Source organism: Pseudomonas sp. FW300-N2F2, from assembly GCF_017351655.1.
Classification (GTDB): domain Bacteria; phylum Pseudomonadota; class Gammaproteobacteria; order Pseudomonadales; family Pseudomonadaceae; genus Aquipseudomonas; species Aquipseudomonas fluorescens_AA.
In genome coordinates this window covers 2,756,635-2,774,664 of the sequence record NZ_JACNDQ010000001.1, presented here as the reverse complement: position 1 = coordinate 2,774,664, position 18,030 = coordinate 2,756,635, and the positions used below count along the sequence as shown (strand labels likewise).

Genomic DNA, 18,030 nt, shown 5'->3' with positions numbered 1-18,030 from the left:
GGCCTGCGGAGGCATAGGCCGGCGGCGTATTGGGCCCTACCATGACGGCACGCGGAGGTACGCCATGCTGACCCACCCTTCCATCGTTTTACTGTTGCGTCGTCATCACCTGTTCAGCCAGTTGCCGGAGCGGGTCTTTGAAGATGTCTGCAACCTCGCCGTGCTCAAGCGCCTGGCCTGCAACAGCACGCTCATGCACCAGGGCGACCCGGCCAAGCGGTTTTTCTTGCTGGTCAGCGGCCAGATCAAGCTGTTCCGGGTCACTGGCGAGGGCCAGGAGAACCTGGTGGAAATCATCCAGCCCGGGCAGACCTTCGCCGAGGCCCTGCTGTTCAGCCAGGCCCGTTGCTACCCGGTCAGCGCATCGGCGATCAAGGAGAGTGTGCTGGTGAGTATCGAAGGCACCCATTACCGCAAGGCCCTGGAGGACCAGCCCAAGGTCTGCCTGGCGATCCTGGCGAGCATGAGCATCCACCTGCACCAGCGCCTCAAGGATATCGATAACCTCACACTGGCCAGCGCCAGTCGGCGGGTCATCAATTTTTTGCTCCAGGAGCGCGACCCACGGGACGGCCAGGTGGTCCTGCAGGTTTCCAAACGCCTGGTGGCCTCCAAACTGGGGATCCAGCCGGAAACCTTTTCGCGGATTCTTCATCGTCTGGTGGACGGCGGCCTGATCGCCATGGAGCGGCGCAACATTCGCATCCTGGCCGAAGAGGCGCTGGAGGCTTACCAGCAGTAGCCCGAGCAAGTGCACCCTCTGTGGCGAGGGAGCTTGCTCCCGCTGGGCTGCACAGCAGCCCCAAACAGGCCAGACGCAATCAATCTGACGCACCGCTGTGGCAAACTTGGGGGTGCTTCGCCCCCCAGCGGGAGCAAGCTCCCTCGCCACGGGATCGGTGTTTGGCTCAGGGGCTTTGATCACCCCCTATCATCGCTATCAACCGCTCGAACAACGCATCGCCCTCCTCTTGCGAGCAATCGACCCCAAAACGCTTGCGCCAGCCCAACTGACTCAAAATCACATGCACATCCGCCTCCAGGTCATGCTGCTGCAAACACGCCTGCACGCACTGCAACGGGCAACCGTCCAGGGCAATGATCCGTCGCCCCGACCGTGCCTTGTTGACCAGTGGCGCCACATGCCCACCCACGCCAACGATGCAGGACATCTCGGCCAGGCCGGCGCGGTCCAGGCGCAGGGCGACGGTGTTGGCCAGTTGCGCCACGTTGGAGCAACCGGAACAGGAATACACCAAGGGCAATACGCTTGGGGCTTTCATCACACCGCTGCCAACCCCTTGCCCGCCCGTTCCAGATTGCGCCATAACCACGGCGGCAATACGTCCGGGTCGAGGCTGTCGATCAGGTTCTTCAAAGCCAGCCCCAGCTCGGTGTCGCCCTCGATCACCAACCGCCGCCGGAAGAACAGCGTATCGGGGTCCTCCTGGCGGCTGGCCAGCAACAGAAACTCACGCCAGTTGCCACTGATGGTGACCTGGGCCTCGGCGCGCTCGGCGATGCGCAATCCATCCCGCGCCAGGGTCAGGTACCAACACAATTTCAAGTCGGGCACCCGCAGGCACAACCAGCGCCCACGCAGCACATCGAACCCGCCATCGCGCAGCGGCTCGGCCAGGCAGCGATTGAGCGCCTGCTGCAAAGCCAGGCGCTGCACCACGAACGGCACCTTGCCCACCAGGGGCAGCAAGCGGTCGGCGCCCTTGAGCACCCACTTCTTCGGACTCAACACAGGCCTGCCTCCTCTACCTTCAACATGCCGGCATGGCCGTGCCAGTAACCGTTGCACCCTTCGACGAACAGCGGCGGTGCCTCGCCCTGGCGAACCTTGTCGAAGGCCGCGACCACCTCGGCCATGCCCTGGGCGCGCGGGCTCAGCCGCAGCAGGTCGGCACCGCAGGCCAGCAGCGCTTGGTAATCGGCCAGCAGGTTGGTCACCTCGCCGGACATCGTCTGGATGCCGTTGAGGGTGAACAACTGTTGGCCTTCCTGACTGCTCAACGCCAGGCCGTCGGGGTAGTTGATGCAACAGAACTGACAGTCGTCCTTGGGTCGGTTTTCGGCCCGGGCGGTAAAGCAGCGCGCCGAGTACGCCAAGGGCAGATGACCATAGGAAAAAATCTCTACTTCAGGCACCTCGCGGTCCATCTCCCGCACCTGCTCCAGCACGTCGCCGATCAGCGCCGCCGAGCACTCCACGGGCGGCACCCAACGGATCATGCTGCTGTCGAGCAATTGCCCCAGGGCATGGCCGTTGTACAAATTCAACGCCGGCCCGCCGACAAAGGGCAACTTGCGCTCGGCCAGGAACTGCACCGCGCCCATGTCATTGGCTTCCACCAACAGCTGGCCGTTGTCACACAGGCGTCGCAGCGAGGACAGTTCCGAAGCCGCTTCGATCAGCGTCAGGCTCGACAACACGATCTGCGCCTGGCTACACGTTTGCAGCTCGCGCCCCAGGCCTAGCCATTGATCCAGGGAAAACGCCCGGCGCTTCGAGCACACGGTTTCCCCCAGGTAAATCACGTCCAGCGGCAAGGCCGACATCTCGGCATAGAAATTCCCCAGTTGCGCTTTGTCCCAATAAAACAGGACCGGTCCCAGGCTGAGTTTCATCTGGCCTCCTCTCATTGCCATGATCGATGGTAGGCGCCCAGGGTGGTCTGGCTGCCTTCGGACAGACCAGCCAGCACCTGGCGCCATTCTTCCCGCACCCGGAACCGCTGCGGCGCGGCCTGGTGGGCATCCAGCGCGGCGCGCCAGACCCGGGTCACCTGTTCAACGTAGGCCGGGCTGCGTTGACGGCCTTCGATTTTCACCGCTTCAACGCCGATGGCGGTCAGTTCCGGCAGCAGGTCGAGGGTGTCGAGGCTGGTGGGTTCTTCCAGCGCATGGAAGCGTTTGCCACCCACCAGGAAGCGGCCCTTGCACAGGGTCGGGTAACCGGCCGGTTCTTCGGGGGTGTAGCGGTCTATCAGCACCTCGCTCAAGCGTGCGCTGAGGCCTTGGGCGTCCTCGCTCCAGCGCACCGCCTTGGCGGGTGAGCAGACGCCGCACAGGTTCGGCGATTCGCCGGTGATGTAGGAAGACAAGTGGCAACGGCCCTCGGCCATGATGCACAGGCTGCCGAAACCGAAGACTTCGATAGGCACCGGGCTGCCCGCCGCCACCTGCCGCACCTGGGCCAGGGACAGTACCCGCGGCAGCACCGCACGGCGGATGTCATAGCGCTGGGCGTAAAAAGCCAGGGCCGCGGCGTGGGTCGCCGAGCCTTGTACCGACAGGTGCAGCGCCAGTTTCGGATGGCGCTGGCTGGCGTAGCCGAGCACGCCGGGGTCGGCGGCGATCAGGGCGTCCACGCCGAAATCGGCGGCACGGTCCACGGCCCGTTGCCAGCGCTCCCAGCCCTTGGGTTGCGGGTAAGTATTGACCGCCACGTACAGTTTGCGTTGGTGCTGACGGATATGCGCGACTGCGGCGTCGAACTGTTTGTCGTCCATATTCAGCCCGGCGAAGTGCCGGGCATTGGTGTCATCGCGAAAGCCGACATAGACGGCATCGGCGCCTTGGCGCACCGCCGCTTTGAGGGCAGGCAGATTTCCTGCCGGGCAAACCAGTTGCATGGGGCATCCTCGTGAGAAAACTAAGGCCGCCGCCAGTCTAGCCAGCCCTCGGCCGGCGACCTTGACGGCAATCAATTGCCGTCAATGCATCAGGTCAGTGAATGGCAGGTACAGCACCTTGTCGTGCTTGTGCAACTGCGCCTCGCACTCCACCACCGCCAGCCCATCGGCCCAGCACGCGGCCGTTAGCATCGCCGAACTTTGCTGCGGGTGCAGCGTCACGCACAGGTGGCCGTTGGCATCCGCCACCAACCTGGCGCGCAAGTACTGTCGGCGCCGGTTGCGCTTGAGCCAGTCGAACCCCGCCGGCAGTTGCAACGGCACCGGCAGGACATCGCCCATGCCCTGGGCCCGAAACAGGAACGGCCGCACGACGATCAGCGCGGTAATCAACGCCGCCGACGGATTGCCCGGCAGCCCGAGCCAAGGCTTGCCTTCCACATCGCCAAAAGCCAGGGGCTTGCCCGGCTGGATCGCCAGGCGCCAGAGGTCGATGCTGCCCAAGGCTTCGATGGCTTGCTTGAGGTGGTCCTCTTCACCCACCGAAACACCGCCCGATGTAATCAGCACATCGCATTCGGCCGCGGCCAGGCGCAACGCTTGCCGACTGGCCAGTAACTGGTCGGGCATGACCCCGAAGTCATGCACCTCGACGCCCCAGCCGCGCAACAGCGCGGCGAGGCTATGGCGATTGCTGTTATAGATCTGCCCCGGCGCCAGTGGCTCGCCCGGTTCGCACAGCTCATCGCCGCTGCTGAGCAAGCCCACTTGCAAGGGGCGATAGACGTCCACCTGAGGGACTCCGGCACCGGCGAGCAAACCCAACTCCTGGGCGCGCAGGCGCGTGCCGGCTTCAAGCAGCCGGTCTCCTCGACGCAGTTCCTCACCTTCCTTGCGCACATGGTCACCGCCGTTGACCGACGGCAACCAGACCCGCTCGCCATCGACCTGGCAGCTCTCTTGTGGCACCACCGTGTCGGCCCCCGGTGGCAGCGGCGCACCGGTAAAAATCCGCACGACCTGCCCGGCCTGCAACGGTTCGCCCGGCTCGTCACCGGCGGCGATGCGCCCGGCCAACGCCAGGTAGCCGCCGTCAACCGGCAGGTCAGCGGCCCGCAGGGCATAGCCGTCCATCGCGCTGTTGTCCCAGGCCGGCAGATTCATCGGGCACAGGATATCGGCAGCCAACACACGCGCCAGGGCCTGGTCCAGGCCGACCCGTTGCACGGGCGGTGGCGGCGGTGCCTGGTCGAGCAAATGCCGGATCGCCTCATCCACCGGCATCAGCACGCCGCTGTCGCACACCCGACCGCTCACGAGCGCGTCTCGCATGCGGCAGGGGCGATGCCGTCCTGGGGCTTGAGGTGCGGAGTGAAATTGCACGGGCCGGTGCGACTGTCCAGTTGCCCGGCCAGGATCTGCTCCCAACCGGTCCGACAAGCCCCCGGCGAGCCTGGCAAGCAACACACCAGCACGCCATTGCTCATGCCCGCCAATGCCCGCGATTGCAGGGTGGACATGCCAATCTCCGCCAGCGACACCTGGCGGAACAGCTCGCCGAAACCGTCCACCTGCTTGTCCAGCAACGGCGCCACGGCTTGGGGGGTGTTGTCGCGCGGGGTGAATCCAGTGCCGCCGGTCATCAACACCACCTGCACCTTGGGGTCGGCGATCCATTGGGAGACCTGGGCGCGGATCTGGTAGATATCGTCCTTCACCAGCCCGCGGTCGATGAGCACGTGCCCAGCCGTCTGCAGCAGGTCCGCCAGGGTTTGGCCCGAGGTGTCGGTGTCGAAGGTTCGTGTATCGCTGATGGTAAGGACCGCGATGTTCAGCGGTTGAAAGAGGCGTTGCGTCAGATGGGCCATGATCAGCCGTCCTGTCAGAAAAGATGGCCCAGCCTGAACCGCAATCGTTGCCGGGCCTATTCCTCCTTGGAGGTACCTCCCTTGGTATCAGGGTGCCAGGCGGCTGCGCTGCCAGGCGCCATCGCGCAGGCGGTAGTCGAGGCGATCGTGCAAACGGTCGGCGCGGCCCTGCCAGAACTCCAGGCGTTCGGGCCGCAGGCAATAACCGCCCCAATGGTCGGGACGCGGCACGGGGTGATCGGCGAAGCGTTGTTCCGCCTGCGCCAGCAAGGTTTCCAGCGCAGCCCGATCTGCCAGTGGGCGACTTTGTGGCGACGCCCAGGCACCCAGGCGACTGCCTGCGGAACGCGACTCGAAATAGGCATCTGACAGCGCCGGATCGAGTTTGTGGACAACCCCTTCGATGCGTACTTGCCGCTCCAGCCCCGGCCAGAAAAACGTCATGGCCGCCCAGGGATTCGTCGCCAGGTCCTGTCCCTTGGCGCTTTCGTAGTTGCCGAAAAACGAAAAACCCTGGGCGTCGAAACCCTTGAGCAACAGCACCCGACAATGGGGCCGGCCCTGCTCGTCCACCGTCGCCAGGGCCATGCTGTTGGCTTCCACCGGTGGGCTTTCGGTCTCGCGGGCTTGTTGCATCCAGAGCCCGAACAGGACCAGGGGATCGTCCGGTGCCTGGGTTTCATCCAGGCCGCCAAGGGTGTACTGGCGGCGCATTTTGGCCAGGGAAAGGGGCATGAGGGTGATCTCCACTGTGGGTTTGGGCCAGTGTGGAGTCGACTGCGTTGACGGGCCTTGATCGTTGTCAATGCCGGTTCTTGTGGTGAGTTGAAGGGCGCTATCGCGAGCAAGCTCCCACAGGTGATCTGCTGTGTTCACAAGATCCCTGTGGGAGCGAGCTTGCTCGCGATGAAGGCAACGCGGTCCAACAGCTACTTGAGCCCCAACCGCCGCGCCAGCTTATGCAAGTTGCTCGGATCCACTTCCAACAGCCGCGCCGCCCCCGCCCAGTTCTGCCCGCAACGCTCCAGGGCGTTGAGGATCGCCTGTCGCTGGCAACCATCGACCGCTTCGCTCAACGGCTGGATCGGTACATCGGGCGCCTCCAGGGGTGCCTCCAGCAGTGCATGGACCGTGGCGGTATTGGCGTTGACATCCAGGTCCAGCACCTGCGGCTCCAGGGTCATGATCAGGCTGCGACTGGCGCCACGACTCAGTTGCTTCAACGCGGCGCGACTGATCACGTGTTCCAGTTCCCGCACATTACCCGGCCAGCTGTACGCCAATAGCGCCTGTTCGGCCGCCGGTGACAGGCGCAAGCCGCGCAGGCCCAGTCGCGTGCGGTTCAGTTCGAGAAAGTGCCCGGCCAACATCAACACATCGTGGCCGCGCTCGCGCAACGGCGGGATCGGCACCGGGTAGACCGAAAGCCGGTGGTACAGGTCGGCGCGAAACAGCCCGTCGCGAATGCTGTCGGGCAAGTGCCGGTTGGTGGCGGCGATGATCCGCACATCGACGTGCAGCGGCTTGTCCGCCCCCAGGCGCTGGATCTCGCCGTTCTGCAGAGTGCGCAGCAACTTGGCCTGTACGCTCAACGGCAATTCACCGACCTCATCGAGAAACAGCGTGCCACCGTTGGCCGCATCGAAACGCCCGGCGCGGTCGGTGGTCGCCCCGGAGAACGCGCCTTTGACGTGGCCGAACAACTCGCTTTCGGCCAGGGACTCGGGCAACGCCGCGCAGTTGACCTGGACCAACGGCTTGTGACCGCGCCGGGACAGGCGATGCAGGCGGCGGGCAAACAGCTCCTTGCCCACACCGGTTTCCCCCAGCAACAACACCGGCAGTTCGGAGTCGGCCAGCACATCCAGCTCGTTGAGCAGTTGCTGCAAACCTTCACTGCGCCCAAGGATCTCGCCCTCCTCGGCTGGCAAGCGCAGGTCCGTCTGGTCGCTGCGCGATGCCCGCAGGCTACGGTTTTCCTGTTCAAGTCGAGTGACCCGCACCGCCGCCTCGATCTGCAAGGTACAGCGCTTGAGTTCGTCCCGGGCGCGGCTGTCGAAGGTGCCGGCGTGCAACGCATCCAGGGTAATTGCGCCCCAGAGCCGGCCTTCCACGTACAGGCTTACGCCCATGCAGTCATGCACCGGCAGCGGTTCACCAACGTGGTTGTCGAGCAAGCCGTCATAAGGGTCCGGCAAGCGACTGTCAGGCTCGAACCAGGTGGGCTCGCGCGAGGCCATGATCGCTGCCAGGCGCGGGTGCTGGGCAATCACGAAGCGCCGTCCCAGCGCCTCGTGGACCAGGCCCACGGTCGCCACGGGCCTGAGGCTGTCATCGTCCAGGCGCAGCAACCCCACGGCGCCACTGTTGAAGTATTCGCGCAGGGTCTGCACCAGGCGCTGCAATCGCACCGCATTGGGCAGCTCGACGATCAGGTCGGCGGCCAGGCTTTCACGCAGCATGGTTGTGATGACCCTCCAGGGTTCGTTTGACCCTTCGCAGTCAGGGTGACAATCACCCTGAAAAAAATTATTCGTTTATTTTCAGCCAGTTAAATCTGGCACGCCGGCTGCAAAGTCCACTCGTCTGTCCCTCCCGGGATTCAACCCAAGGAAACATGATGAGCCTCGAATTGCTGGACCAAAGCCTCGGCCAACTGGCCTGCGCCATTCCCGGTGCCACCCGTACCTTCCATCATTACAACCTCGACTTCTGTTGCGGCGGGCAAAAATCCTTGCGCGAAGCCGCGCTGGGCAAAGGCCTGAACCCGCTGCTGATCGCCGATGCCCTCAACACCCTGCAAGCCGCCGGAGAGCTGGGCCATGACTGGCGCGACGAGCCCCAGGCGCTCCTGATCGCCCACATCCTGGAACGCTACCACGCGCGCCATCGCGAACAACTGCCGGAACTGATCCGCCTGGCCCGGCGCGTCGAGCAGGTCCATGGTGCGCGGTCCAGTTGCCCCAACGGCCTGGCCGATCACTTGCAGGACATGTATCAGGAACTCGAAGGCCACATGCTCAAGGAAGAACAGGTGCTGTTCCCGATGCTGCAACAGGGCCTGGGCGAACGGGCCTCGGCGCCGATCCAGGTGCTGCGCTACGAACACGACCAGCACGGTGAAGCCCTGGAAACCATGCTCGCCCTGACCGACCAGATCACCCCGCCCGCCGACGCCTGCAACACCTGGCGCGCCCTGTATCGCGGGCTGGTGGAGTTTCGCGACGACCTGATGCAGCACATCCACCTGGAAAACAATGTGTTGTTCGTCAATGCGATGAAGCCCACCCGCTAACCCTCAAACACCGCATTTCCCCCTGTGGGAGCGAGCTTGCTCGCGATGGCGCCGGATCAGTCAATATTGAGTTGCCTGACCCACCGCTATCGCGAGCAAGCTCGCTCCCACAAGGGATTTATGGTGTTCGACCTATTTTGCAAAGCCCTTGAATCAAATGCCGGCTCTTACCCTCCAGCTCAAAACTGCCAATAGAACATCGCCTTGGCCAGCACCACGATCAACACCATGTGCCCCAGGATACTGCGGCGCAACCAGCAGGCTCGGTTCGGCGTCAGGCGGCCGCTCTTGAGCCAGTACGCCAGCCACAAATAGTGACCGATGATGCTCAGCGCCAGCAGGATCTTCAGGCTCAGCAGCAGGCCGAAGCTGTTACTCAGCGGCTGGCTCAATGCGCCGCGATGCTGCCAGGCCAGGGCCATGCCAGCGCCGTACAGCAACAGCACCACGCCGTGCAGGACGTGTCGCGAGCGCTTGGCGATGGCCTGGTCGGCGGCGTCCTTGACACCTTGGGCCAGGGGCCGGCGGGCGGCATGCCAGATAAAAACCTCGAAAAACAACGTGCCAATGAAGGCGATGGCCGCCAGCAGATGCGTGACCAGCAAGACCCCGTACATCATCGTTCCCCTACGCCCCAACGACTCATCCCGGATGCCCATCCACCCGGGCCTTCAGCAGCATCGGCCCGTAGCGCCAGGCGTATAGACCGAACGCCAATGTCCAGCAAAGCCCCGCGAGCCACAGCCCGGCCAACGGCAACAGCAGCACCAACAGCACGCGGCTCAGGCACGCCAGGTTCAGCAGGATGAACGCCAGGGTCATGCCCGTCGGTGGCTCCAGGGCTCGCCCGGTATGGCCCAGGCTGACGCGGGCAATCATCGCCAGGATCAACCCGGCCATGGCGCCGATGGTCAGGCCGTGCACCGCCAGGCTCGGGTTCACCGGCACGCCGAAGTGCCACAGCGCCATCCCCAGGCAGGCCACCGCCAGCCAAGCGTAGGCCAGGTGCAACGACCACAGCAGCGGCACCCGCCACAAGTCCCGATCATGCCAACGCACCAGTCGAACCCCATGCCCCACCGCCAATGCGGCGAACACCAGGCCGACCCAGGCGCTAGCCACCAGTGCCGGGCCGAAGGCATACAACAACGCCACCAGCGCCGACCCCGCCAGTAACAGGCGATCGAGCCACGGCCAAGGGGCCACGCCCTCGACCCGACCGAGGCCACGCTGGGTAAAGAATGGAATCACGCGCCCGCCGATCAACCCCATCATGGCGGCCACCAGCCACAGGCCGGTGAGCACGCTCTGGCGCTGCAAGCCCTCGTTGTGCTGCACCAGGCCGTACACGGATAACCCATCGGCGGCGGCCAACAGCAGCAATACCAGGACAATCGGGTAATTGCGCTTCTGCCGCACACGCCACAACGTCAGCCCCATCAACGCGGCGACCGCCAGGGCAAACCCCAGTTCCAGCAGCGTCAGCAACGGCCAGGGTGCATCGACCAGCCAGGCCAACCGCGCGCCCAGCCACAGCAGCGCCAGCGTGGCCAAGCGCTTGCCGCTGAGCCCCGGGGTGCCGGTCCAGGTCTGCACCGCCGTCAGCAGGAACCCGGCGATGATCGCCAGGCCGAAACCGAACAACAGTTCATGGCGGTGCCAGGCCAACCAACCGCCGGCTGGCTGCCAGGCCGACAAGCGCCCGGTAAACGCGGCGAGCCAAAAGGGAATGGCCAGCAGCGCCAGCACGCAACCGGCCAGAAAGAACGGCCGAAACGCCAGGCGCCACAGCGGCGCGATGGCCATGGCCTTGCGACGGTCAAGCACTTGCATACACCACTCCTTTGCCTCGCTGAACCGTCAGCGAGGTACGACAAACCAGGGTTCGAATGATCGGCTATCGACGCTGGCAGGCCTTGTCTCAGATCAAGCCAACCAGGTGCCTCGGCCAGACACTTGCAAGGGGCTTGCCGAACCGGGTCGAGCCGCTCGCCAAATACCTCTGCCCCCCTGTGGGAGCGAGCTTGCTCGCGATGGCGGTGGCTCAGTTGCACTGATGTTGGATGTGCGGCCGTCATCGCGAGCAAGCTCACTCCCACAAGGACTGTAGCTGAATGGGGTATTTATGACCCTTTAATGGTTGTTTTTACCCTATCGCGCCAGGGTTATTTTTACCCTATCCGCCCCAACGCCCCACCAATCAAAGCCTCCAGGCCTGGCCCGGCTCTTGCTCAGCCACGGCATCACCTTTCTTGCCGGGGCCATCCATGAAATCCGTCGTTCTGCCGCTCACCTGGTTCGTCGTGCTCTCCTGCATCGTGGCGCTTGCCAGCGGCCTGTCCCTGAGTCTGGTCTGACCCCGAACACTTCTTTTAGCCATTACAAGGATCCATGCCATGGTGCTCCACCGTGTCCATCACCAGATTCTGCGCAGCCATCATCTGTTCGAGCCCTTGAACGAAGAGCAGCTCGACGAATTGATGAGCAACAGCCAACTGCTGAGCATCGACAAGGGCGACCCGTTGTTCCGTCAGGGAGAGCCGGCGCAGGCGTTTTACTTCGTGATTTCCGGGGCGGTGAAAATCTACCGGCTGACCCCGGACGGCCAGGAAAAAGTCTTCGAGGTCATCGGCGAGCGCCAGACCTTTGCCGAAGCGATGATGCTGATGGACACGCCCAACTACGTCGCGTCCGCCGAAGCCGTGGGCCCGACCCAGCTGTATCGACTGTCCAACGCCACCTACATGCGCCTGTTGCAAAGCAATAGCCGGCTGACCTTCGCCCTGCTCGGCAAGCTCTGCGTGCGCCTGCACCAGCGGGTCAACGAGATTGAAACCCTGTCGCTGAAAAACGCCACTCACCGCGTGGTGCGCTACCTGCTGACGCAACTGGTGCGCCTGCAAACCGTGGACAGTCAGTTCGAACTGCCGATGGCCAAGCAACTGATCGCCGGGCACTTGTCGATCCAGCCGGAAACCTTTTCGCGGATCATCCGGCGCCTGATCGATGAAAAAATCATCACCCAGGACGGTCGCCAGATCGCCATTCTCGATCGCCTGCGCCTGGAGCAATTCGAATGAGCGCGCAGCCCACTTGCCTGTATTGCCAACTGGCCAACCCTGTCGATACCACCGAATGCCGCCAGTGCGGCATGCCGTTGCCAGCCGAGGCGGCAAGGGTCGACGAGCGCCGGCTACGGCGCTTCGGTTGGTTTTGTGGCGGGCTGACGATCTTCTGCATCGTCATGTTCTTCTGGCTGCCTCGCAGCATCGTCTGAACCCTCAATCCTGAGTCAATTGCCGGTACAACTGCGGTAGACGCAGCGGCAATTGCTCGGGCTGGCGAATCAAGGTGTAGCCGTTGGCCCCGAACATGTACGGCAGGTAATCCCCCGCTTCGCGGTCGATGGTGATACAGAACGGCGTCAACCCTTGACGCCGCGCCTCGAGTACCGCCTGGCGGGTGTCTTCCACGCCGTAGCGTCCCTCGTAGAGGTCCAGGTCATTGGGCTTGCCGTCACTGAGCAGCAACAACAATTTGCGCCGGCGTTTGCAGCCCGCCAACCGTTGCGTGGCCTGGCGAATCGCGGCCCCCATGCGCGTGTAGTAACCAGGCTTGAGGCCCTGGATGCGTCCGCGGGTGTGATCGTCGTAACGCTGGTTGAAAGCTTTGAGTTCATGCATGCGCACCTGCTGGCGGCGCAGGGAAGAGAACCCGTACAGAGCGAAATCATCCCCCAGCACCGACAGGGTTTCGCCGAACAACAACAGGCTGTCGCGGATCACATCGATCACCCGGTGCTCGTCATTGAGGTGAGCATCGGTGGACATCGACAGGTCGGCCAGCAGCAGGCAGGCCAGGTCGCGGCGGGTCTGGCGCTGGTCCATGAACAGTCCGCGTTCGCTGCACTGGCCATGCTGGCGCTCGACATGAAAATCCAGCCAGGCTTGCAGGTCCAGCTCCGAACCTTGGGTTTGCTGGCGCAACCACTGGCGATCGTTGCGCAAGTGTTCGAACTGGCGACGCAGGCGCTGGGCCGAGCTTCGCAGGCGTGCGGGCAACGGCTGGGGCAGGCAATCGCGAGGGGTGAAGGTTTGCAGGCTGACAAAGTCGTCCTGCAGGCGTTGCTTGCGATAATCCCATTCCGGCAACAGGATGCCCGCGCCCAACGGGATGTCGTCCACATCGGCCGGAGGCAGGTCCAGGTGCAGTTTCAAGCCACCGCCCTTGCGTATGCGGGTGCGTGACAAGGTCAACTGGTCCAGGTCCTCGGCGACGCGAGCGGCGTCCGGGTCTTCGCTGTCATCGGCCCAGCGATCCAGGTCCACGTGTTCGGTCCAACTGAACAGGTTTTCCAGGCGCACGATCAGCAGCCCACCGTCACGGGTGGTGTCATCGATTCGCTCGGCGCGCTTGCGCCCACCTTGCTGTTCACCGGGTGGCGTCGCCAGGTATTGCTCGGACTCTTCGAGATTGGCGGCCTGGGGATTGGCCAGGTGTTGGGGTGGGTAGAGCCACAGCGGCAACGGCCAGGCGGCCCGCTCGCTGCGGGGAAAATGTTCGACACTGCCCGGTTCGCGCAAGGCTTGGCACAACGCCCGCTCCAGGGCGGCTTCGACCGGGTTGAGCGTGGCGGGATCGGGGCGCAGGGACAGGTGCGCGTCCACCAGCCGTCGGTAGCGAGGGCGCAGCGCCGGGTAGCGCTTCAACACCGCTTGGGTCCAGCGCTGATTGTCCCGTCCCCAATGCTTCATCGGCCCCGACTGCGCGGCCAGCAACGCGAGCCAGCGATACAGCTCTTCGTTCAGGCCGACATCGGGGAACGGTGCCAGGCTCGCCGGCAAACGCAGGTTATTGCCATCGCAGCAGGCCAGGGGCACTTGCTTGCAGGTGCCGGCGATCTGCTGCAACAGGTTGCGACGTAGTAACAGATCACGGTCGCTGACCGCCTCCACACCCAACTGGCGAGAGCCGCCCGTCGCGTGAAACAGCACTTGAAGGGAGCGTTGCCGCGCAATCAGTTCCACCCGTGCTTCGGGAAAATCCACGCTGGCGCGGCGGGTGATGAAACGGTGCCAGACACTGCCGACCCATTCTTCCAGCTCGAGGGTGAATGCCATGGTTGTTCTCCTATCGACCCGTTGCGGTGAAAGAACTGGTTCGCACGGCTCTTTGTGGCGAGGGAGCTTGCTCCCGCTTGGGTGCGAAGCGCCCATCAACAAGGGTCTGCTGCGCAGCCCAGCGGGAGCAAGCTCCCTCGCCACAAAAGCGTCCTCGCCACGGACTCAGTAGCGCCCTCTCAGGAAGGCACCACCGCCGCCGGTGCGCGAAGGGCCGCACGACCACGTTGACGGAAGCTGAACAGGTAGCAGAGCAACCCGGCCAGGAACCCGACGCCGCTGACCAGTCGCGCCCAGAACAGCGGCTTCAAATGGTCCATCGTCGCCATGAACGGCAAGGCGCTGCCATCCGGCATCCAGCGCTGCAACCACACCTGGACCACACCGGCGGCGGTGAGGAACAAGGTGATCATCACCATCGACAGGGTCATCAACCAGAAGCCCCAGATCTCCAGGCGCTGGGAGCGTTCGTCCGCCGCTTCACCCAAGCCCCGCAAGCGCGGCATGGCGTAGCTGATCAGCGTCATCACGATCATCGCGTAGGCCCCGTAGAAAGCCAGGTGGCCGTGGGCCGCGGTCAGTTGCGAACCGTGGGTGTAGTAGTTGACCGGTGCCAGGGTGTGCAGGAAACCCCAGACACCCGCGCCGAAGAACGCGGTGACCGTGGTGCCCTTGGCCCACAACGTGGCGGCGCGGTTCGGATGCTGCCGGCGGCGGTTTTTCACCATGCTGAAGGCGAAGACCACCATCGCCAGGAACGGCAGCGGTTCCATCGCCGAGAAGATCGAGCCGACCCACAACCAGACCTCGGGCGCGCCGATCCAGAAGAAGTGGTGACCGGTGCCGATGATCCCGGTGATCAACGCCATGGCGATAATCACGTAGAGCCATTTTTCCACCACCTCCCGGTCCACGCCGGTGATCTTGATCAGGACGAAGGCGAGCATCGAACCCATGATCAGTTCCCAGACGCCTTCCACCCAAAGATGCACCACCCACCACCAGTAGAACTTGTCGCGTGCGAGGTTTTCCGGGTTGTAGAAGGAGAACAGGAAGAACACCGCCAGGCCGATCAGCCCGGTCATCATCACCATGCTGACCGTGGTCTTGCGCCCCTTGAGCAGGGTCATGCCGATGTTGTAGAGGAACCCCAGGCATACCACGACGATGCCCATCTTGGTGATGGTCGGCTGTTCCAGGAATTCCCGGCCCATGGTCGGTAGCAGGTCGTTGCCGGTGAATTTCGCCAGCGTGGCATAAGGCACCGAGAGGTAACCCAGGATCGTCGCCACGCCTGCGGCGGCGAATACCCAGAACAACACGAGCGCCAGTTTCGGGCTGTGCAGTTCGCGGTCGGCCTCCTCCGGTATCAGGTAATACGCCGCGCCCATGAAGCCGAACAGCAGCCAAACGATCAGCAGGTTGGTGTGGACCATGCGGGCCACGTTGAAGGGGATCAGCGGGAACAGGAAGTCGCCGACCACGTATTGCAGGCCCATGATCAAACCGAACAGCACCTGCCCGAGGAACAGCATCAGGGCAAACACGAAATAGGGTTTGGCGACAGCCTGCGAGGCGAATTTCAGATGCGGATTAGCCATGCTCATCTCTCAGCCCTCCTTGTTTGGCGGCCAGCCATTGGTATTGATTTTCGAACTCCACTTGAGGAACTCGGCGATGTCGTCGACCTCCTGCTCGCTCAGGTTGAACTGGGGCATGGCCCGCCGCCCCGGAACGTTCAGCGGCTGCATTTTCATCCACGCCTGCAGGAACGGCTTGAAGGCCTCATCGCCACCGCGCCGGTTCACGACGTTGCCCAGCTCCGGCGCAAAATACGCGCCCTCGCCCAACAGCGTATGGCAGCCGATGCAGTTGTTGCGCTCCCAGACGCCCTTGCCGCGTATCACCGACTCCGTCAATTGCGCCTGGTTGCTGCGTTCGGGAAAGGTCTGTTCCGTGTGGTAGGTCAGGGCCAGGAATATCAGGAAGAAGAAGATGCTTCCCCCGAAGTAAATATTCCTGGCCATGCCTTTGGTGAAGGTATCTGACATGGTCACTTCCTCATTGCTTGGCGTGACCATTTTAGGAACCGAGGGGGCTGAAACCGCTTGATGGCGATCAAGAATCTCCGATGGTTTTGGTAGGTTGTTCCAACACAGCCCGAAAGGCAGATGAGCTTTTGTGGCGAGGGAGCTTGCTCCCGCCGGGGCGCGAAGCGGCCCCAGGCAAGTTGATCGCGGTCAGCCTGATACACCGGGATGCCTGGCCTTGGGGCTGCTGCGCAGCCCAGCGGGAGCAAGCTCCCTCGCCACGGCTATGTGCCAGACATGAGTGTCGAGGCAATCAGCACGGCCAATAGTGCGGCCCAACTCAATATCAACCGCCGCCACAGGCGCGGCGCATGGCGCAGTTCCATGAAGCCGTCGGCGATCAGCCAGGCCTTGGTCACCGCGACCGTCAGGATGGCGATGGACACCAGTGCGCTGGCGGCGACCTGGCCCAGAGCGACGGTGCCGGTGCTCAGCACGACCAGCGCCATCCAGCAGGCGATCAAGACACGGGAAGCCGACATGAGCACCTCCGCTCAACCGAGAATGTAGACAACCGGGAACAGCAGCACCCAGACCAGATCGACCATGTGCCAATACAGCACGCCGGACTCCAACCCGCTGTGTTCCTGCGCACCGTAGCGCCGACGCCGGCAACCCTCGGCCAGCCAGGCGAGGATCACCATGCCCAGCAGCACATGGAGAAAATGAAACGCAGTGAGGATCCAGTACAAGGTGAAGAACGTGTCGTGCTCCATCCCCAAGCCGTTCGCCAGCAGATGGGCATACTCAGTGAGCTTGATCACCACATAACCGCAGGCGAGCAACAACGCCCCGCACAACAACAGCGCGGCGCGACGCGGCCGGTCCCGCCTGACTTGCTCCTGGGCCAGGGCGGCGAACAGCCCGGCGGTCAGCAGGCTCAGGGTCATCGCCAGGCCCGTGGAGCGGTCCAGCAATTGCCGGCCCTCGCTGAACATCTGCGGATGCAACGCCTGGGCGACGGTGAATGCCAGGATCAACAGCGCGAACACCGACAACTCGGCGAGGATGAAAAACCACATCGCCAGATCCCCGGGCAACCGCCGGGGCACGCCAGCGGTTTCAGCCGAAGTGGACATCGACCACATCCATCAAAGCGGAAACGGTCTGCGGGTCGTCACTCAACGGCTCGGCCAGGCAGGCCAGACAGGCTTGGCGCGGGTCCATGCCGGAGCCGATCATGCGCGCGGCGAAAATCAACAGGCGCGTTGAGGCGACTTCCTCCAGGTCATGTTGGTCGAGCCGGCGCAGCGCCTGCCCCAGCCGCACCACCTGGGCCGCCAGGGCCAAGTCCACGCCCGCCTCGCGGGCGACGATGCGCTCTTCATCGGCCACCGCCGGATAGCCAAAGCGCATCGCCACGAAACGCTGGCGCGTGCTGGGCTTCATACCCTTGAGCAGGTTCTGGTAACCGGGGTTGTACGACACCACCAGCATGAAGGACGGCGGCGCCTGCAGCACTTCGCCGGTGCGCTCCAGGTACAGCTGCCGACGATCATCGGCCAGCGGGTGCAGCACCACCGCCGTGTCCTGGCGCGCTTCTACCACCTCATCCAGATAGCAGATGCCGCCCTCACGCACCGCCCGGGTCAAGGGGCCGTCCTGCCACCAGGTGCCCTGGGCGCCGATCAGGTGACGGCCCACCAGGTCAGCCGCGCTCAAGTCATCGTGGCAGGCGACGGTGTACAGCGGCAGTTTCAGGCGGTGAGCCATGTGCTGGACGAAACGGGTCTTGCCGCAGCCGGTGGGGCCTTTGATCAGCACCGGCATGCCGTGATGCCAGGCCTGTTCGAACAGCGCCTGCTCGTTGTCCTGGGGTTGATAAAAGGGTTCGTCGGGGTGCTGCAGAGTGTGGATAGCGTTCATGGCGAGGGCCTGATCAGACAACACGATTGCCGGCCACGCTACGGCGCCCTGCGACAACCTGGCAAGGGCGGCGGCCAGCAAACTTGATCGCCGTCAAGCGGCTCACCACCGCCCTGGGCATAGCCTTGCATCGCACCAAGAACCTGC

20 protein-coding genes are annotated in these 18,030 nt (G+C 63.8%); 4 read left to right on the top strand and 16 right to left on the bottom strand.

Going from position 1 to position 18,030, the window contains the following annotated elements; genetic code table 11:
* The first annotated feature begins 64 nt into the window (after nucleotides 1-64).
* Nucleotides 65-742 carry a Crp/Fnr family transcriptional regulator gene (locus J4E63_RS11980; protein ID WP_060742093.1) on the top strand — a complete coding sequence of 226 codons (678 nt, stop codon included), beginning with the start codon at nucleotides 65-67 and terminating at the stop codon, nucleotides 740-742.
* Nucleotides 743-908: 166 nt separating this feature from the next.
* Here the strand turns inward: J4E63_RS11980 and J4E63_RS11975 are convergent, their stop codons facing one another.
* The 8 genes from J4E63_RS11975 to norR form a co-directional block, all read right to left on the bottom strand.
* Nucleotides 909-1,283: a putative zinc-binding protein gene (locus J4E63_RS11975; RefSeq protein WP_192261280.1), complete on the bottom strand. Its 375-nt coding sequence runs from the start codon at nucleotides 1,281-1,283 to the stop codon at nucleotides 909-911.
* Nucleotides 1,283-1,753, bottom strand: coding sequence for an SCP2 domain-containing protein (locus J4E63_RS11970; RefSeq protein WP_060742091.1), 471 nt, complete (start codon nucleotides 1,751-1,753; stop codon nucleotides 1,283-1,285). Before J4E63_RS11970 ends, J4E63_RS11975 begins: the two co-directional genes overlap by 1 nt.
* Nucleotides 1,747-2,637 carry a U32 family peptidase gene (locus tag J4E63_RS11965; protein ID WP_207282088.1) on the bottom strand — a complete coding sequence of 297 codons (891 nt, stop codon included), beginning with the start codon at nucleotides 2,635-2,637 and terminating at the stop codon, nucleotides 1,747-1,749. Before J4E63_RS11965 ends, J4E63_RS11970 begins: the two co-directional genes overlap by 7 nt.
* Before the next feature lie 11 nt (nucleotides 2,638-2,648).
* Nucleotides 2,649-3,644 (bottom strand): peptidase U32 family protein, encoded by a 996-nt coding sequence (locus tag J4E63_RS11960; RefSeq protein WP_060742089.1) that lies wholly within the window; start codon nucleotides 3,642-3,644, stop codon nucleotides 2,649-2,651.
* Between the two features lie 81 nt (nucleotides 3,645-3,725).
* Nucleotides 3,726-4,961 carry a gephyrin-like molybdotransferase Glp gene (gene glp / locus J4E63_RS11955; protein ID WP_207282491.1) on the bottom strand — a complete coding sequence of 412 codons (1,236 nt, stop codon included), beginning with the start codon at nucleotides 4,959-4,961 and terminating at the stop codon, nucleotides 3,726-3,728.
* Nucleotides 4,958-5,512, bottom strand: coding sequence for a molybdenum cofactor biosynthesis protein B (gene moaB, locus J4E63_RS11950; protein ID WP_192261282.1), 555 nt, complete (start codon nucleotides 5,510-5,512; stop codon nucleotides 4,958-4,960). The genes glp and moaB overlap by 4 nt, the downstream gene beginning before the upstream one ends.
* Before the next feature lie 87 nt (nucleotides 5,513-5,599).
* Entirely contained in the window at nucleotides 5,600-6,247 is a 648-nt protein-coding gene (gene pdxH / locus J4E63_RS11945; protein ID WP_207282087.1) for a pyridoxamine 5'-phosphate oxidase, read from the bottom strand.
* A gap of 194 nt (nucleotides 6,248-6,441) precedes the next feature.
* Nucleotides 6,442-7,974, bottom strand: a complete 1,533-nt coding sequence (norR, locus tag J4E63_RS11940; protein WP_192261284.1) for a nitric oxide reductase transcriptional regulator NorR — start codon at nucleotides 7,972-7,974, stop codon at nucleotides 6,442-6,444.
* A 158-nt stretch (nucleotides 7,975-8,132) separates the two neighbouring features.
* On the opposite strand from norR, the gene ytfE reads away from it, so the two are divergent.
* Nucleotides 8,133-8,807: an iron-sulfur cluster repair protein YtfE gene (ytfE, locus tag J4E63_RS11935; protein WP_207282086.1), complete on the top strand. Its 675-nt coding sequence runs from the start codon at nucleotides 8,133-8,135 to the stop codon at nucleotides 8,805-8,807.
* A gap of 179 nt (nucleotides 8,808-8,986) precedes the next feature.
* Here the strand turns inward: ytfE and J4E63_RS11930 are convergent, their stop codons facing one another.
* Both J4E63_RS11930 and J4E63_RS11925 read right to left on the bottom strand, forming a co-directional pair.
* Nucleotides 8,987-9,424 carry a hypothetical protein gene (locus J4E63_RS11930; RefSeq protein ID WP_170866790.1) on the bottom strand — a complete coding sequence of 146 codons (438 nt, stop codon included), beginning with the start codon at nucleotides 9,422-9,424 and terminating at the stop codon, nucleotides 8,987-8,989.
* 25 nt (nucleotides 9,425-9,449) lie between these two features.
* Nucleotides 9,450-10,640, bottom strand: coding sequence for an NnrS family protein (locus J4E63_RS11925; RefSeq protein ID WP_207282085.1), 1,191 nt, complete (start codon nucleotides 10,638-10,640; stop codon nucleotides 9,450-9,452).
* Between the two features lie 563 nt (nucleotides 10,641-11,203).
* Between J4E63_RS11925 and J4E63_RS11920 the strand changes: the two genes are divergently transcribed.
* Nucleotides 11,204-11,887 carry a Crp/Fnr family transcriptional regulator gene (locus tag J4E63_RS11920; RefSeq protein WP_060742081.1) on the top strand — a complete coding sequence of 228 codons (684 nt, stop codon included), beginning with the start codon at nucleotides 11,204-11,206 and terminating at the stop codon, nucleotides 11,885-11,887.
* Nucleotides 11,884-12,084: a protein DnrP gene (locus J4E63_RS11915; protein ID WP_207282084.1), complete on the top strand. Its 201-nt coding sequence runs from the start codon at nucleotides 11,884-11,886 to the stop codon at nucleotides 12,082-12,084. The genes J4E63_RS11920 and J4E63_RS11915 overlap by 4 nt, the downstream gene beginning before the upstream one ends.
* 4 nt (nucleotides 12,085-12,088) lie before the next feature.
* Here J4E63_RS11915 and J4E63_RS11910 read toward each other — a convergent pair whose 3' ends face one another.
* The 6 genes from J4E63_RS11910 to J4E63_RS11885 all read right to left on the bottom strand — a co-directional run bounded on the left by J4E63_RS11910 (nucleotide 12,089) and on the right by J4E63_RS11885 (nucleotide 17,883).
* The gene (locus tag J4E63_RS11910) at nucleotides 12,089-13,927 is read right to left on the bottom strand and encodes a nitric oxide reductase activation protein NorD (RefSeq protein WP_207282083.1); all 1,839 of its coding nucleotides are present in this window, start codon (nucleotides 13,925-13,927) and stop codon (nucleotides 12,089-12,091) included.
* 179 nt (nucleotides 13,928-14,106) lie between these two features.
* Nucleotides 14,107-15,534 carry a cbb3-type cytochrome c oxidase subunit I gene (locus tag J4E63_RS11905; protein ID WP_060742078.1) on the bottom strand — a complete coding sequence of 476 codons (1,428 nt, stop codon included), beginning with the start codon at nucleotides 15,532-15,534 and terminating at the stop codon, nucleotides 14,107-14,109.
* A 3-nt stretch (nucleotides 15,535-15,537) separates the two neighbouring features.
* A complete protein-coding gene (locus tag J4E63_RS11900) occupies nucleotides 15,538-15,978 on the bottom strand; it encodes a cytochrome c (protein ID WP_003202495.1) in 441 nt (146 codons plus the stop codon).
* A 263-nt stretch (nucleotides 15,979-16,241) separates the two neighbouring features.
* Nucleotides 16,242-16,499 (bottom strand): cytochrome C oxidase subunit IV family protein, encoded by a 258-nt coding sequence (locus J4E63_RS11895; RefSeq protein ID WP_207282082.1) that lies wholly within the window; start codon nucleotides 16,497-16,499, stop codon nucleotides 16,242-16,244.
* A gap of 12 nt (nucleotides 16,500-16,511) precedes the next feature.
* Nucleotides 16,512-17,096, bottom strand: a complete 585-nt coding sequence (locus J4E63_RS11890; protein ID WP_207282081.1) for a cytochrome c oxidase subunit 3 family protein — start codon at nucleotides 17,094-17,096, stop codon at nucleotides 16,512-16,514.
* Nucleotides 17,080-17,883: a CbbQ/NirQ/NorQ/GpvN family protein gene (locus J4E63_RS11885; RefSeq protein ID WP_079304772.1), complete on the bottom strand. Its 804-nt coding sequence runs from the start codon at nucleotides 17,881-17,883 to the stop codon at nucleotides 17,080-17,082. Before J4E63_RS11885 ends, J4E63_RS11890 begins: the two co-directional genes overlap by 17 nt.
* Nucleotides 17,884-18,030: the final 147 nt, after the last annotated feature.

Bases quoted from the DNA above. Each gene is read 5' to 3' on its own strand.
- norR (WP_192261284.1), bottom strand. From the start codon at position 7,974: ATGCTGCGTGAAAGCCTGGCCGCCGACCTGATCGTCGAGCTGCCCAAT.
- J4E63_RS11920 (WP_060742081.1), top strand. From the start codon at position 11,204: ATGGTGCTCCACCGTGTCCATCACCAGATTCTGCGCAGCCATCATCTG.
- J4E63_RS11960 (WP_060742089.1), bottom strand. From the start codon at position 3,644: ATGCAACTGGTTTGCCCGGCAGGAAATCTGCCTGCCCTCAAAGCGGCG.
- J4E63_RS11965 (WP_207282088.1), bottom strand. From the start codon at position 2,637: ATGAAACTCAGCCTGGGACCGGTCCTGTTTTATTGGGACAAAGCGCAA.
- J4E63_RS11895 (WP_207282082.1), bottom strand. From the start codon at position 16,499: ATGTCGGCTTCCCGTGTCTTGATCGCCTGCTGGATGGCGCTGGTCGTG.
- J4E63_RS11925 (WP_207282085.1), bottom strand. From the start codon at position 10,640: ATGCAAGTGCTTGACCGTCGCAAGGCCATGGCCATCGCGCCGCTGTGG.
- J4E63_RS11905 (WP_060742078.1), bottom strand. From the start codon at position 15,534: ATGAGCATGGCTAATCCGCATCTGAAATTCGCCTCGCAGGCTGTCGCC.
- J4E63_RS11915 (WP_207282084.1), top strand. From the start codon at position 11,884: ATGAGCGCGCAGCCCACTTGCCTGTATTGCCAACTGGCCAACCCTGTC.
- J4E63_RS11900 (WP_003202495.1), bottom strand. From the start codon at position 15,978: ATGTCAGATACCTTCACCAAAGGCATGGCCAGGAATATTTACTTCGGG.
- J4E63_RS11890 (WP_207282081.1), bottom strand. From the start codon at position 17,096: ATGTCCACTTCGGCTGAAACCGCTGGCGTGCCCCGGCGGTTGCCCGGG.
- J4E63_RS11975 (WP_192261280.1), bottom strand. From the start codon at position 1,283: ATGAAAGCCCCAAGCGTATTGCCCTTGGTGTATTCCTGTTCCGGTTGC.
- J4E63_RS11980 (WP_060742093.1), top strand. From the start codon at position 65: ATGCTGACCCACCCTTCCATCGTTTTACTGTTGCGTCGTCATCACCTG.
- J4E63_RS11930 (WP_170866790.1), bottom strand. From the start codon at position 9,424: ATGTACGGGGTCTTGCTGGTCACGCATCTGCTGGCGGCCATCGCCTTC.
- ytfE (WP_207282086.1), top strand. From the start codon at position 8,133: ATGAGCCTCGAATTGCTGGACCAAAGCCTCGGCCAACTGGCCTGCGCC.
- pdxH (WP_207282087.1), bottom strand. From the start codon at position 6,247: ATGCCCCTTTCCCTGGCCAAAATGCGCCGCCAGTACACCCTTGGCGGC.
- moaB (WP_192261282.1), bottom strand. From the start codon at position 5,512: ATGGCCCATCTGACGCAACGCCTCTTTCAACCGCTGAACATCGCGGTC.
- J4E63_RS11910 (WP_207282083.1), bottom strand. From the start codon at position 13,927: ATGGCATTCACCCTCGAGCTGGAAGAATGGGTCGGCAGTGTCTGGCAC.
- J4E63_RS11885 (WP_079304772.1), bottom strand. From the start codon at position 17,883: ATGAACGCTATCCACACTCTGCAGCACCCCGACGAACCCTTTTATCAA.